This is a genomic window from Wolbachia endosymbiont of Oedothorax gibbosus (assembly GCF_936270435.1).
Taxonomy (GTDB): Bacteria; Pseudomonadota; Alphaproteobacteria; order Rickettsiales; family Anaplasmataceae; genus Wolbachia.
Genome location: NZ_OW370567.1, coordinates 545,317 through 560,071, shown reverse-complemented (window position 1 = coordinate 560,071; position 14,755 = coordinate 545,317). Strand labels below are relative to the sequence as shown.

Below are 14,755 nucleotides of genomic sequence, written 5' to 3'. Positions count from 1 at the left end.
TAAGAACCTGTTCATAATCTCAAAAAAGTGATAAACTATGAGATGATGTATATGAATAAGGATATATGAGAAATTTATACCCAAGTGACATAAGTCGAGAACAATTTGAAAAAATCAGATCAATTCTGGAGAGTAGTAGGAAGAAAACAAAACCAAGAAAACTTGATTTGTATGATGTATTTTGTGCAGTGCTGTACGTCCTAAAAAGTGCCTGTCAGTGGAGAATGCTGCCAAAAGATTTTCCAAAATGGCGAAGTTGTTACGAATATTTTAAAAAATGGAGTGAAAAACCAAGCGAAGATACAGAAAGTACTTTGGAGCGTGTATTAAAAAAAATTAGTTGGAGAGACACGTATCAGCAATGGTCGGAAAGAAAGAACTAGTTTTTGTATAATTGATGCTCAGAGCGTAAAAAATGCAGATACTGCTGAAAATAAGGGCTACGATGCAGGTAAAAAAATTTCAGGAATAAAGCGCCATATTGCAGTAGATACACAAGGTTTACCACACGCGATTTATGTAACAACGGCAGAAGCAACCGACCGCAGCAGTGCCATGAAAATGGTCGAAAATGCTAAAGAAAAACTCTCTGAAGTTAAAAATATACTTGTTGATGCAGGCTACACTGGAGAAAATTTTGCAACACAAATAAAAGCAACTATTGGTTCGACGGTCGAAGTAATAAAGCGAAGTGAATTACACACCTTTGTTGTACTGCCAAAGAGATGGGTTGTTGAGCGCTCTTTTGCTTGGTTGGAAAAATGTAGGCGTTTGTGGAAAAATTGCGAGCGGAAACTCAACACTAGCTTACAAATGGTCGTTCTTGCTTTCACTTCTTTACTCCTTAAAAGATTATGAACAGGTTCTAAGAAATAAACGAGGAGAAAAAGTTGATCATTATGCATATTATCGTTGTATTGGTAGAGATTCTTACCGTTTTGGTGGTAACAAAATTTGTGATAATAAACACATTCGTACAGATGCATTAGAAACAGCTGTGTGGGAAGAAGTTAAGCATTTATTAAAAAATCCAAATAGAATTTTAGAAGAATACAAACGTAGACTTTCAGAGTTTAAAAAATCATCGTGGGATCAAAAAAGCGATTTACTAGAGAAACAAGAAAATAAATTAAAACGTGGTATTGCTAGACTTATTGATAGTTATGCTCAATAATCAAGAAGAATTTGAACCACGAATTAAAGCCATGAAACAGAGCTTAAAAGCAATTGAAGAGGAGAAAAAAAGGATATTCGATCAAAAGAAGTTAAAACAGGAACTAACTCTGATTGTAACCAATTTAGAAGACTTTTCTTCCAATATTACATCAAACCTTGATAACGCAGACTGGCTAATTAAACGTGATATTATTAGAACATTAGTTAAGATAATTGACATTGAGGATGTAAACGTGGTGTTCCGCATAAAAGAGCTGCCAAACTCTTCTGGACATAATGGAGAAGAAAAGAAAAATTTGCAACATTGTTGGCGGAGTAATGACTCCTCCTTCCTTAAATCTTGTAATCCACTTCATCAATGTAGTTCTAGTAACTCGGTATATTTGAGCAACTTTTGTTATTCCATATTCTTTTGCAGATATTATTGCCTGTAATCTTCTTCCTATCTCTCCTCTTATGCCGTAATTCCAGCTTACTCTTATTATATAATTCTTCTCCTATTGCTTGCTGCCATAACTCCTCATTAATTCTTAAATTATTCTATTTTAGAAATTTTTCTTTATTCGTCTATTTATTTTTAGGAATTGGTATTAGTTGGTAATACTATAATGGAAATTTATCATTTATTTTAGAAAATACTATAGTGTACATAATTGCACATTGGTTTTACAAATTTGAAAATTAGTGTTAAATAAAAATATAAACGCAAAAGGAAAAGAAATGATTGAACTTAACGGCCCAGAAATTTGTGCAGGCGGAAATAAGAAAAATTTGATTGTTTTTTTACATGGTTGGGGCTCAAGTGGCGATAATTTCATTCACCTTGCTAAAGTTATGAGCAAGTTTTTACTGGGTTCATATTTTGCAGTACCCAATGCTCCGTTTGAAAGAGAAATAGGTGATGGTTATCAGTGGTTCAGCTTGGAAGATCGTAGTGAGGAAGCGCTATATAATGGAGTAAAAAATGCTACATCAATTGTAAATCATTTCATTGATACAAAATTAAAGGAGCTTAATTTAAAAGATACGCAACTTTCTTTAGTTGGATTTTCTCAAGGAGCAATGCTTGCAATACATACAGCTCTCACCCGCTCTCAATCCTGTGCATCAGTTGTTGCATACTCTGGTAGGTTTCTTTCACCTTCAAAAACTGCACCAGAGATCAAGTCAAAACCTAACATATGTGTTATCCATGGTGATGCTGACGACGTGGTACCTTTTTCGTCTCTCGACTTAGCGGTTAAAGCTCTGAAAGAAAATGGAGTAAATGTTGAAGGACACCCAATTCATGCATTAGGGCATATTATTAATGAAGAGGGAATAAAATTAGGTATAGAGTTTATCAAGAAAAATTTCAGCAACTAACTTCTATGCACTTGTTTTGCTTTGGTTATGGATATGTAGCTAAATTTTTATCGAAAAAACTACTGAACTTAGGTTGGAAAGTCAGTGGCACATCAAGAAGTAAAAATATACAAAATGTAATCCTCTTTAATTATGAGAAAGTTAGTCAAGATCTGCTTAAAAGCGCAACGCACGTTTTAATTTCTATTCCTCCAGATGGTGATGATGTTGTGGAGAGATACGGTGATTGCCTGCAAAATGTTAAATGGTTTGGTTATTTGTCTGCAACTAGCGTCTATGGTGATCACTCTGGTAATTGGGTGAATGAGGAATCTAAAACAAAACCTATAGAAATCAGAGGAGAAAAGCGCCTTAGATCTGAAAAGAAGTGGCTAAATAGCAAACTGCCTGTACATATTTTTCGTTTAGCTGGAATATACGGTCCTGGTAGGAACGTGTTAATTGACTTGCAGCTTGGCAAAGCAAGAAATGTGAAAAAGGAAGGGCATTTTTTTTCTCGTATTCACGTTGAAGATATATCGAATATTCTATTTTCTTCCATGCAAAACATAAAACCTGGTGAAATATACAATTGTGCAGACGATTTACCCACTACACAATCTGAAGTGATAATGTATGCGGCCAAACTTCTCAATGTTAGCCCTCCAGAGCCAATTGAGTTACCAGATTATGCACAGAGTTTTTATTTAGGATCAAAAAAAGTAAGTAATGTTAAAATTAAAAAAGATCTTAATGTCTCTTTAATTTATCCTAACTACAAAGTGGGGTTAGAGAATTTGCACGTAAAAAAAACTAAAATCATATCAAAATGATACTAGACTTCTTTCAAAATTGTTATAGGGAGTGTAGAATCGAATATTTGAAAGTATGAAATATAATGAAATAAAAGAGTTAGAAGGAGAAAAGTTTCGACGTTTAACAGGGGTAAAAAAAGCAACATTTGAGCGAATGGTAGAAATTCTAGACGAGGAAGAAAAAAAGCTAAAAGCGGGAGAAAAAGTAAACTTTGTATAGAAGACAGGCTACTTATGGTACTGATACCAAATCTCAATAGTAATTAGACAAATGAAAAAGAGCGCTTTCTGCTAAGCTAATTTATCGTATTTGTCTCCTATGATTGTTGTCCAGTAAAAAATTCAAATTTTGTGAAATCTTTAAAAACCCAATCATTTTTAAGAGTATAGAAAATGGTTATCAGGAATTTCCTTGGCAGTAGCAGTTATAGCCTTGGCAGAACCACGCTTCTTTTTTATATGCTCATAAAAGCTTTTCAAGTAAGGGCTGTAACGTATAGCAATCCAAGTACATTGAACTAAAGAAGTACGCGCTATTTTTGACCCTCGTTTGGTAATTCTTCCAACTGTACATTGCTGATTGGATTGAGAAACTCTTGGTACAACTCCAAAATATGCAGTAAGTTTCTCAGGCCTACGGAAATCATTAATGTCTCCAATTGTCGTGATAAAAATAGCTGCAGAAATTGAGCCAATTCCCTTTATGCTGATAAGATTGTTAAATCCAGGAAGTTGTTTAGCAAAAGCTATAATTTCCTTTTCGAGTTTTTTAAGGCTTTCTCGGATAGCTTCTAAATGATAACTAATCACTTCAATTTCAACTTTTTCTAAAGTATCCCAGGTATACTTTTGAATAGAACTCTCAAATCCCACTTTAGTTGTAAGTACCTCCTTTTTAATCTTTATCCCATGGTAATTAAAAAGACCATGCATTTTATTGATTAAAGATACCTTTGATTTTACTAACAGATCTCTTGCTTGAAGAAGAGAAGCTAACTACTGACATTGTTTGCTTTTATATCTTGCCTCAGGCAGCATATCTTTGCTTAGAAAGAAAGCAATAGCTCGTGCATCATGCTTGTCTGTTTTGTGTACAGAGCGGCGAACAACTTCGAACTGTCCGTGAGCAATTATCACGACACGTTTAACATAAGGTGAAACTGCATCATAAAAGAAACAGCTGTTACCTGTTGCTTCTATAGCTACTTCATCTGTTTCTTGAAGACCTTCGATAAAATTATCCAAGTCTTTTAAACGAAACGTTTGAATATGCTCAGGTTTCCCTTCTTGTAAGTAACAAGTAGTAAAACTATTGGTATGTACCAATGTGACGCATATTTTTTCCTCCAATTGCATATTTCAATATATCAGAGTAGAATATTGCCGGTTGGTCCAAACTCCTATACGAGGTCATCACATTTTGTGAGCCTCACGATGATTTTCGGTGGCATAGGCAATTAATCTTCCCAACGAGGTCTTCTTTCTAATGAAAATAGAAAGTGCCTCAGACAAATAGTCAACCTGCCACCTATCCACTCTGAGAAGTTATTATCTTCTCTTGCTTCCAACTAAGCAATATAATACTATTCATACCATCTTCCCAATAACGAAGTTTGGTATGAGATACCGCGACGGTTAGCTATAGATGCTGGTTTGAGTGTAATTTCAAGAGAAATTTAGTGTACCAGATTCGGTATTTTAAACTGAACATTTTCAATAATACCACCTGGCATAACTGAAATTTTTACACTCAGGTTTACTTTTAGGTAGTTCATTAATTCATCAACCAATATGTCAGGAGCGGAAGCACCTGCGGTGATTCCTATCTTTTCTATGCCCTGAAACCAGCTTTTATTCACACATCTGTAATTATCAATCAAGTAGGCTCTTTTTCCTCTGGCAGTGCACAGATCTAATAAGCGGTTTGAATTTGAGCTATTTTTACTTCCTACAACTAACATCATGTCTACAATTTCAGCTAGCTTTTTAACAGCATTTTGTCTGTTTTGCGTTGCATAGCATATGTCCTTTAAATCTGGACCTGTTATGCCTGGAAATCTGAGCTTCAGGGCAACAATAATTTCACGGGTATCGTCGATGCTTAATGTGGTTTGTGTAACATAAGACAAATTATCTGGATTTTTAACTTTTAAATTGCTTACATCCTGCAAAGTTTGTACTAAAGTGATAGGATTGTTTACTCTTCCCCTAATTCCCTTAACTTCTGGATGGTTTTCATGCCCAATGAGAATTAATTCTTTACCACCGTTTTCATACCTTTTTGCCTCTTTATGCACTTTGCTGACTAAAGGACATGTTGCATCAATCACTTGAATACCCTTTCTTTTTGCCTCATCTTCTATATTTTTTGATACTCCGTGCGCGCTGAAGATCAGTATTCCTCCATTATCTTCAATTTCCTCGATACTGTTCACAAAAACCACTCCTTGTCTCTTAAAGTCCTCTACTATATATTTATTGTGAACAATTTCGTGTAGCACATAAACTTGGCACTTGTTTTTGTATTTTTCTAAAGTGATAGCTAATATGTCCACAGCTCTTTTTACCCCGGCACAAAAACCTCGCGGCTCAGCTAAGATGATTTCCATTTTTGTCAAATCAAGTAAATATGCAAGCATTACTTAAAAATAAGCTCCGCTCACTGTGTTTTATAGTACCATTATTTACGTTTTATATAATAATTATTTTTCGCATATTCTCTTTAACATTTGATCAACCTACTACTTCAGAAAATTTTAGAAAAGATAATACAGTACATAAACAACCTGATATTTTAGATAGAAATGGAGTGGTAATAGCAACAAATGTGGCCACAACATCACTATATACAGATGCAACCAAAATAAAGAATCCGGAAAGTATAGCAGCACAACTGTGTTCTATTTTGAATGATCTTGAATACGAGAACTTATATAGAGTACTTACTTCAGAAAAGAAATTTGCTTGGATAAAGCGGCACTTGACTCCAAAAGAACTGTTAGCAATAAAAAATGCCGGCGTGCCAGGAATAAACTTCTATAACGACGTAAAACGTATATATCCTCACAGTAATTTATTTTCACACGTGCTTGGTTACACTGACATAGATGGTAACGGTATTGCAGGAGTTGAGGCATATATAAGTAAAAACAAACAACATTCTGTTATCCAAGTACCTGATATACAGTTGTATGAATTTTGCAACTTGAAAGCAATTCCTGCACAGCAATTCCCCACACAACAGATGGTGTCATCCCAGTGCGTGACACTGGGATCCAGATATAAAAATACTGACAAATTATGTGATGAACAACGGATTCCAGAAACATATGTCAAAAACAATGTTTGTGATGAAATTGCGCATAAAACTGGATTCCAGTGTCAGTGCACTGGAATGACACCAGACCAAGCTTCTGCACAATCTTCTGTCATCCGACAGGGATGGTCACGCTCTGCTGATCAATATGTTCAACTATCCTTAGATACACGAGTGCAAAGCATAGTGCATGAAGAGCTAACTAAAGCTGTAAGCAGGTATCAGGCACTTGGCGGAGTAGGAATTGTTTTAAATGTGAGAAATAGTGAAATCATCTCGATGGTCAGTCTACCTGATTTTAACCCCAACCTACAGAGTAAGGCAGAAGACGTACAAAAGTTTAATCGCGCCAGTCTTGGGGTGTATGAGATGGGCTCGGTATTAAAATTCTTTACAATAGCCGCAGCGCTTGATGCAAACGTTACAAAAACTAGCGATTTATATGACGTATCAACACCAATCACCATTGGAAAGTATAAAATTCAGGATTTTCACAAATCTAAAATTCCAAAAATTACTGTGCAAGATATATTTGTAAAATCATCCAACATTGGTGCAGCAAAAATTGCAGTCAAATTAGGCATTGAAAAACAAGTAGAATACTTTAAAGCTATGAAGCTATTTTCTCCTTTGAAAATAGAAATACCAGAAAAATCTACACCGATAATCCCGGATAAATGGAGTGAAAACACTTTAATAACAGCATCTTATGGTTATGGCATAGCTGTAACTCCTATACATCTTGCACAAACTGCAGCAGCATTAATCAACAATGGAATATTTCATAACGCAACCTTGATGTTGAATAAAAGAAGTATAGGAGAGCAAATTATCTCAAGAAGAACTTCCAGGGAAATGAGAAAATTATTACGTGCAGCAGTAACAGATGGCACTGGCAGGAAAGCAAAAATAAAGGCATATTCAATAGGGGGAAAGACCGGATCGGCGGAAAAAGTTGTAGATGGTAAATATAGCAAAGATGCAAACATAGCGTCATTTATAGGAGTGCTGACTATGCTTGACCCAAGGTACATAGTGCTAATTGCTATTGATGAGCCTCAAGGGATGCACCATACCGGGGGAATAATTGCTGCGCCTATAGTAAAGAACATTATAAATAGAATAGCGCCTATACTAAATGTTACACCTGAGATGTAACATTAGGGAATGTTCAAAAAACCATACGCGTCAAGTTAAGGAAAAGTAGCATAAGGTGTAATAGTTTAGACTTGATCTGACAGGCGTGAATTAACTGACAGAAGAATTGACAAAGTCAAAACCAAAATCAGCATCCTGTTTAATGCTATCAATATTTTTCTGATAAGCAATATGCATACTATCAAAAAAGGTTTGCATAGGATAGCAATATTTACCTGAATGCGGTCTAGATCTATTGTAAGAATGCACCCAATGGTCTACATCTAACTGAAGTTCTGCCAAAGAGGTGTAAATTTTCTTTCTAAAGATAATATTGATCTTGCATAGTTCTGTGGAACCTTTCACATATGCCATTAGTCTGTGGAGAACGAGCTTTGGTTCGAGAATGATCAATATTTTCTACCCCCAAATACAGCTGGTAAGCGTGATTTTCCGGTCTGCCACAATACTCTGTACCACGATCCGTCAAAACGCGTAGTAATGATACTTTCTGTTCATCAAAAAACGGTATTACCCTATCATTAAGAAGATCTGCACCTGTGATAGCAGTCCTTTCTGTGTAAAGCTTAGCAAAAGCAACTCTAGAATAGGTATCAACAAAGGTTTGCTGGTAAATTCTTCCAATACCTTTGATATTACCCACATAATAACTGTCTTGGCTACCCAAGGGAATGTTCAAAAAAGTGTGTCAAACCGAAAAAAAAGTAATAAATTGATATAAAAAAAATGGAGGTTTCACATATGAATCAAAGAATAGCAAATAAAACTACTGGATTGGTAGATTATAAAGAATTAGAAACAAATATCCTGTCGTCTATACGAGAAGGAAGGCCGCTGACGGGAAGGGACGGAGTATTAACACCATTGATAAAAAAGCTGCTGGAGGCAAGTTTGGAAGGTGAAATAGAAAATCACTTGTTGGCTGAAAGCGAAGAAAATAATCGAAGAAATGGGAGAAATGGAAAGACTTTAAGGACAAGTGCCGGTTCATTTGAACTTTTGACGCCAAGGGATAGAGAAGGAAGTTTTGAGCCGCAAATAGTCAAAAAAAGGCAAACAAACTTACATCCAGAGCTTGAAACGAAGATCTTGAGCACATTTGCCAGTGGTATGAGTTATAGAGATATAGCGTCACACGTTGAGGAAATTTATGATCACAAAATATCGGCGGCAGAGATATCAAGTATTACCGACAAATTGCTACCGGTAATCAACGAATGGCGTAGTCGCCCATTGCAGTCTGTGTACCCAATAGTGTTCATGGATGGCATGTTTTTCAAAGTTAAGGAGGACGGGCATTGCGTAAGTAAATGCATGTATAATATATTAGGCGTAGATCAAAATGGCAGAAAAGAGGTACTAGGCTTTTATTTAGCCGAAAGTGAGGGAGCCAACTTCTGGTTAGGGGTATTAAATGACCTAAAAGAGAGAGGAGTAGAGGATATTCTGATTGCCTGCGTCGATGGTCTAAAAAGTTTTCCTGCAGCAATAAATAGTGTGTTTCCTAAAGCAGAAGTACAGCTATGTATAGTGCATCAGATAAGGAATTCATTGAAATATGTATCCAGCAAAGATGTGAAAGTTTTCATGAACGATTTGAAGAAAATATATCGTGCTTCAAGTAAAGAAATCGCTGAGAATTATTTGCTTGAGCTGGAAGAAAAATGGGGTGAAAAATATCCTTTGGTTATAAAATCGTGGCAAAATAATTGGGAAAATTTATCTGGTTATTTTAAGTATTCTGGGCCAGTTAGAAAGCTGATTTATACCACCAATCCTATTGAGGGGTTGCATAGACAGATTAGAAAATTCACTAAAACTAAGGGCTCATTTACTAGTACAAATGCCTTGTACAAACAGGTATATTGTGCTATAAAAAAGGCAGAGCAAAATTGGATTATGGCTATACCTAATTGGGCTTTAACTATATCTCAACTTGATATTTTCTTTCCTGGTAGATTGAAAATTGAGTTGAATTAAAAATGCGGTTTGACACACTTTTTTGAACATTCCCCTACCCAAGTATCCTGGATGCTCTGTTTCAATTTCTCCATGGGCCTCTTTTTCTTCCTTAGCCTTCTCTAGAGCTGTTATCTGCTCTTCTGTTAAAATGCTGAGCTACTTTTGCTTCTAATGCCTTTAACCTCTTTTTGAAATTTTCAAGATTGTTTCTTTGCCACACTGATCTTATTCCACTTGCAGAGATGAGAATTCCTCTCTTCGTTTGCTGCTCTTTCTTGTCCATATGCTGGAAATTCTATTGCTATTTCAATTACTGCTTTTTCTATATCCTCCGATACTCTATTTGCATATAATGGCTTGCTTTTCGCTCTTCTCCTCCTGTTTCATACAGTTCTTTGAAGCGGTAAAATGTATCCCTTGAATATCCCATTACCTTACACGCCTGTGATACATTTCCTAATTGCTTTGCAAGTTCTAGCAATCCCAACTTTGGTTTTAGTATTTTTTCTTGTGTTGCCTGACACTCCTTTAAAATTTGTTCATATTTTTATCTTACTTTGTTTGCCTGTCAGATCAAGTCTAAACTATTACACATTATTGTTGACTTATGTGCAATTAGAGAACCAAGCGAGCTTACCTTTGTTATAATGGCTCGTTTCATCAATAAGTAGAACTTTACTTCTACTTATCTCTTGTTCGATCTGCTCATATGCTTCTTGGCATTTTTCTGCAACTCTAGCCTCGCTATTTGACACGCTACCAACACTGATGTCCAGGTTGAAAATATTTTTTATAATATTTGCTATTTCTCTTTTCGAGTTCTTGTAAAATCCGCTCAGCGCCGCGATTGTTGACTTAACTTTTGGACCAAATGTATCTGGCGTAACACCTTCTGGTAACTTACTGCTTCTTCTTTTCCCGCATCTCCGGCAACGACCATTGATATTCCACTACATAAGGCCTAATTTACGGAAGATCAACTTTTTGATGAATGTACGGTCCCTTGCATATTGCAATCTCTCCTCCGCATTCACAAGTAGATGACAACTTTACTTTTATCACCTCATCTGCATCCATTTTGGCGCGAAAACTTCCTTTATGACCAACCTGACCACCGACGTTTCTGTCGCTCTTTGGCTTGTCCTTCTTTATTTTGTATAATTCTTTAGAGCTTGGCAGAGATGAATTTTTCGAGTTTAAACCAAGCCTCTCTTTCAACTCAGCGTTCTCAATCCTCAAGGCCTTATTTTCTGCCTCTAACTCTTCTATCCTCCCTTCCAACTTTTCTATTTTTTGCTGTAAATTTTTGCAGAGTTCTAAAAAGTTTACCACATTTTTGCTCTATGATTATCTTTATTATCTTGCTTTGTCTACCTTATTTTGCCGCTCCCCTGAACGGATACCGTACAGTAAGGGTATTGATGAAGTAATTAAGCAAACCAAAATAGGTTATTCTGTTAAAAATAGTTTCTTTTACTTAACAGTAAATCTTAATCATCAACAGTGTATATATCCTTCTGGTTTATGTGGATTTTTTAGTCCAGTTAATTTTACTAGTAGAGTTTATAATATTGGCTTTCCTTTAATTATACCAAAGAGTAGCGCTACTTTTTTGGAACCAACAAACTGACCTTACCCAGAAAAAGTAGAGAGGAAGTTAAGCCATTTTCATTATGAAAATGATGAATCAAATTTTTCAGGAATGCAATAGTTAATAGTAGAATGTCTACGTTGTTTGTTATAAAAAATTTCTATGTATTCAAATATTGCGGTTCTAGCTTGTTGTGCGGAGTGTTGTGAGGTATCAATGAGTAATTCCCTCTTTAGTGAACTAAAAAAGCTCTCCGAAACAGCATTATCGTAACAACAACCTTTGTGACTCATGCTAGAAATAATACTTTTTGTATTCAGTAAAAATTGATAATTTTTAGAGGTATATTGTGAACCTTGATCACTATGAAATAGCAGATCTTTGGCTGGTTTGCGCTTATCAACAGCCATCAATAAAGCATCTATGCTTAGTTATTGTACTACTCATTAACTACCATACGTGAATATAGATCAATTATTGCTGCCAAATATAGCCAACCATCCTTAGTTTTTATGTATGTAATATCAGTTACCCATACTTTGTTTGGCTGACTAGTAGTAAAGTTTTGGTCCAATATATTGGGAGCTATTGTCAGTCTGCTGTTTTTTGCTTTTGAATCTTCGCCTCAGTCTAGCTTGAATGCCATTTTTTTGCATGACATCCTGCACTGTTTTGATGTTGCAATTTTTACCTAAAGCCTTTAGTTCAGCATGAATTTTAGGTGCACCATATCTACAATTAGATGCTTGGTATATTTTTTGAATATCTGCTAGAAACTGCTCCCTTGTTGATTCTTTGCTGCTTTTCTTCTTACTAGTCCATTTGTAGTAGCCGCTAGCAGAAAATCCTGCATAACTCCTGTACTTTATAGTAGTTTCTATGCTTTTTGATAAATAAATATTTTACTCTTTGTGACTTGCCCAGGGCTTTTTTTAAAATGTCTCTTTCTCTAGTAACTCTTGTTAGTTCTTTCTTTAATTCAAACTTTTCTTTATCACATGGTGCCAACTTTCCCTTACCAGGAAATGCTTCTTCTATTGATCCTTTTTCGTTATATTTTTTTATCCAGTCACTTAGTGTACTGTTATCTATTCCTAAATCTTTAGCTATTTTGCTTGCTGACTGCCCCGTTTCCTTTACCAACTTTATTGCCTCTAATTTAAATTCCACTGTGTAATTCTTTCTGTTCTTTACCATAATAAGCCCTCATGATCATGTTTTATTTTACCTCAAAAATGGCTTAACTTCCTCTCTACTTTTTCTGGGTAAGGTCATGTTATTTACAAACAATCCCCAACTGAGAAAAGAACTCCAGGAAAACCGAACGTGCTGTTTGCTGATAAAAATTCAGTAACAACCTATATAGCTACTTGGGTGACAGGAGGTAATGCAGGAAGTCTAATAGCGCAGCAACACGGAACCCCAGGTCAGGCCTGCGCCTATTGCAATCAGCAGTCCCTGGCTTCCTAATTTTATTTTTGATTCTTGTATTGCATAGTCTAAGGCCAGTGGAATTGATGCCGCTGAGGTATTTGCATGCTTATCAACGGTATTAATCACTTTCTCTATAGAAAAATCTAATTTCTTTACTACTGCTTCAATAATACGAATGTTTGCTTGATGGGGAATTAACCAATCAATCTCAGTAATTTTTAAATTATTGCATCTTAGTGCTTCCTCTACTGAAGCTGTTAACTTGTCTACCGCATATTTAAACACTTCTGTTCCATTCATGCATATTTTTCCAGAATTGCCAGTTGAGGACACTCCTCCACTTGTACATAATATATCTACATTACCATCGGAATGTAAGTTTGTTGATATGATGCCACTTTTATCAATTTTTGATTTCATCACCACTGCACCAGCACCATCACCAAAGAGTATACAAGTTGATCTATCTTCCCAATCAACAATCCTAGACATTATTTCAGCGCCAATAACGAGCGCACATTTAATTCTATTGTTAGATTTTATGAGCGAATCAGCAACTGTAACTGCATATATAAAACCAGAGCATGCTGCTTGTACATCAAAAGAAAATGCGTTTTTACATTTTAACTTACTTTGTACAATCGTTGCACAGCTAGGCAAAGTTTTATCAGGCGTTGTTGTGGCAACTATGATTAAATCAATTTCATCTACTGAAATTTTAGCTTTTTCTATAGCATTTCTTGCTGCATTTACAGCTAAGTCTGACGTTAATTCTCCTTCATCTGCTATATGCCTTTGAACTATTCCTGTTCTCTGCCTTATCCATTCATCGCTTGTCTCAACTATCGATGCAATTTCGTTGTTACTCAACGTTTTTCTTGGTAGGTAAGATCCAGTGCTTAATATAAAACTTTTATTCAACGTGACTTACCCCATTAATTATCTTTTGATTTAAATTTTCACTAATTGCATTTACTGCAAATTTTATGGCATGGGCAAAAGAAATAGCATCAGAATTTCCATGACTTTTAATGATGATACCATTCAGCCCTAAAAACATAGCTCCATTTCTAATTTTAGGATTAAAACGCGTTAGTGTTTTATTTAGTCTGGATTTTAACAATATACCAACAAGCATTTTTGCTGCCCATGAGCTCAGTACTTCCTGCTTTATTAGATTGATAAAGGTACTAGCGGTTGCCTCAGCCGTTTTGAGCATTACATTGCCAACAAAACCATCAGCAACAATCACATCTATATTACCCTCTAAGAACTCACTTGCCTCTATATACCCTTTGAAATTAATGCCTGGAGCGTTTTTAAGCAACTCAAAAGCGCCGCGTACTGAGTCAGTGCCTTTAACTTCTTCTGTACCGATATTTAGCAAAGCAACCTCAGGATTGTCAATTTTTAGCGCTACTTTTGCAAATATACTTCCCATTAATGCAAATTGAAATAATGAGTCGGCATTACAATCAACATTTGCACCAAGGTCAAGCAATGCAAAGCTCTTTGTCTTAGTTGGACAGACAGACGCAATAGCAGGGCGATAAATATTTGGTAATGTTCCTAAAATAAATCTGGAAATTGCCATCAATGCTCCAGTATTACCTGAAGATACCACTCCGAAAGCTTTACCTTCTTTTACTGCAACAATTGCAGCCTTCATACTTGAGTCTTTACGATGTCTCAGCGCAAAAGATGGCTTATCATTTGCAAGGACATTGTCAGAACAATGAGTAAATTCAGAATTGTTACTTACTTTTTTATATTTCAAAAGCAAAGGAGATACTTCTTCCTTATCTCCATAAATATGAAAAAAAACTTTAATTCCTGGGTCAACAAGATTATCCAAAAAAAAACCAGCGCCCTGAATTACGGAAAGAGGCGCAAAATCGCCCCCCATAGCGTCAAGTGCAATAACTATATTATTATTGACCGTAGATAACATATCATAAT

At 35.7% G+C, this 14,755-nt stretch carries 10 protein-coding genes and 6 pseudogenes; 7 read left to right on the top strand and 9 right to left on the bottom strand.

What is annotated here, in order from left to right; translation table 11 throughout:
* Positions 1-65: 65 nt before the first annotated feature.
* Both NBW39_RS02795 and NBW39_RS02790 read left to right on the top strand, forming a co-directional pair.
* A protein-coding gene (locus NBW39_RS02795) for an IS5 family transposase (RefSeq protein ID WP_250294670.1) occupies positions 66-858 on the top strand; the annotation gives its coding sequence in 2 pieces (ribosomal slippage) (positions 66-329 and positions 331-858; 792 coding nt in all).
* On the top strand, positions 824-1,174 hold the full coding sequence (locus NBW39_RS02790) for a recombinase zinc ribbon domain-containing protein (RefSeq protein WP_250295188.1): 351 nt from the start codon (positions 824-826) through the stop codon (positions 1,172-1,174). Before NBW39_RS02795 ends, NBW39_RS02790 begins: the two co-directional genes overlap by 35 nt.
* A gap of 202 nt (positions 1,175-1,376) precedes the next feature.
* Here NBW39_RS02790 and NBW39_RS08905 read toward each other — a convergent pair whose 3' ends face one another.
* Positions 1,377-1,559: a hypothetical protein gene (locus tag NBW39_RS08905; protein ID WP_370273762.1), complete on the bottom strand. Its 183-nt coding sequence runs from the start codon at positions 1,557-1,559 to the stop codon at positions 1,377-1,379.
* Positions 1,560-1,896: 337 nt separating this feature from the next.
* On the opposite strand from NBW39_RS08905, the gene NBW39_RS02780 reads away from it, so the two are divergent.
* The 3 genes and pseudogenes from NBW39_RS02780 to NBW39_RS02770 form a co-directional block, all read left to right on the top strand.
* Positions 1,897-2,541: an alpha/beta hydrolase gene (locus tag NBW39_RS02780; RefSeq protein ID WP_370273760.1), complete on the top strand. Its 645-nt coding sequence runs from the start codon at positions 1,897-1,899 to the stop codon at positions 2,539-2,541.
* 5 nt (positions 2,542-2,546) lie between these two features.
* On the top strand, positions 2,547-3,353 hold the full coding sequence (locus tag NBW39_RS02775; RefSeq protein ID WP_250295544.1) for an SDR family oxidoreductase: 807 nt from the start codon (positions 2,547-2,549) through the stop codon (positions 3,351-3,353).
* A gap of 55 nt (positions 3,354-3,408) precedes the next feature.
* Positions 3,409-3,578: pseudogene (locus tag NBW39_RS02770) on the top strand (IS5/IS1182 family transposase); the annotation flags it as partial.
* Positions 3,579-3,652: 74 nt separating this feature from the next.
* Here NBW39_RS02770 and NBW39_RS02765 read toward each other — a convergent pair.
* Both NBW39_RS02765 and ispH read right to left on the bottom strand, forming a co-directional pair.
* A pseudogene (locus NBW39_RS02765) lies at positions 3,653-4,691 on the bottom strand (IS110 family RNA-guided transposase).
* A 320-nt stretch (positions 4,692-5,011) separates the two neighbouring features.
* The gene (gene ispH / locus NBW39_RS02760; protein ID WP_250295740.1) at positions 5,012-5,944 is read right to left on the bottom strand and encodes a 4-hydroxy-3-methylbut-2-enyl diphosphate reductase; all 933 of its coding nucleotides are present in this window, start codon (positions 5,942-5,944) and stop codon (positions 5,012-5,014) included.
* Between the two features lie 20 nt (positions 5,945-5,964).
* Between ispH and NBW39_RS02755 the strand changes: the two genes are divergently transcribed.
* Positions 5,965-7,809, top strand: a complete 1,845-nt coding sequence (locus tag NBW39_RS02755) for a peptidoglycan D,D-transpeptidase FtsI family protein (RefSeq protein ID WP_250295543.1) — start codon at positions 5,965-5,967, stop codon at positions 7,807-7,809.
* Positions 7,810-7,899: 90 nt separating this feature from the next.
* Here the strand turns inward: NBW39_RS02755 and NBW39_RS02750 are convergent.
* Positions 7,900-8,476: pseudogene (locus NBW39_RS02750) on the bottom strand (integrase core domain-containing protein); the annotation flags it as partial.
* A gap of 74 nt (positions 8,477-8,550) precedes the next feature.
* Between NBW39_RS02750 and NBW39_RS02745 the strand changes: the two are divergent.
* Positions 8,551-9,789, top strand: coding sequence for an IS256 family transposase (locus tag NBW39_RS02745; RefSeq protein ID WP_250295731.1), 1,239 nt, complete (start codon positions 8,551-8,553; stop codon positions 9,787-9,789).
* 36 nt (positions 9,790-9,825) lie between these two features.
* Here the strand turns inward: NBW39_RS02745 and NBW39_RS02740 are convergent.
* The 5 genes and pseudogenes from NBW39_RS02740 to plsX all read right to left on the bottom strand — a co-directional run.
* Positions 9,826-10,306: pseudogene (locus NBW39_RS02740) on the bottom strand (helix-turn-helix domain-containing protein); the annotation flags it as partial.
* Between the two features lie 88 nt (positions 10,307-10,394).
* Positions 10,395-11,103 (bottom strand): annotated as a pseudogene (locus NBW39_RS02735) (DUF6444 domain-containing protein); the annotation flags it as partial.
* Positions 11,104-11,442: 339 nt separating this feature from the next.
* Positions 11,443-12,559, bottom strand: a pseudogene (locus NBW39_RS09185) (IS3 family transposase).
* Between the two features lie 201 nt (positions 12,560-12,760).
* Positions 12,761-13,717 (bottom strand): beta-ketoacyl-ACP synthase III, encoded by a 957-nt coding sequence (locus NBW39_RS02720; protein WP_250295542.1) that lies wholly within the window; start codon positions 13,715-13,717, stop codon positions 12,761-12,763.
* Positions 13,710-14,747 (bottom strand): phosphate acyltransferase PlsX, encoded by a 1,038-nt coding sequence (plsX, locus tag NBW39_RS02715; RefSeq protein ID WP_250295739.1) that lies wholly within the window; start codon positions 14,745-14,747, stop codon positions 13,710-13,712. Before plsX ends, NBW39_RS02720 begins: the two co-directional genes overlap by 8 nt.
* Positions 14,748-14,755 lie beyond the last annotated feature (8 nt).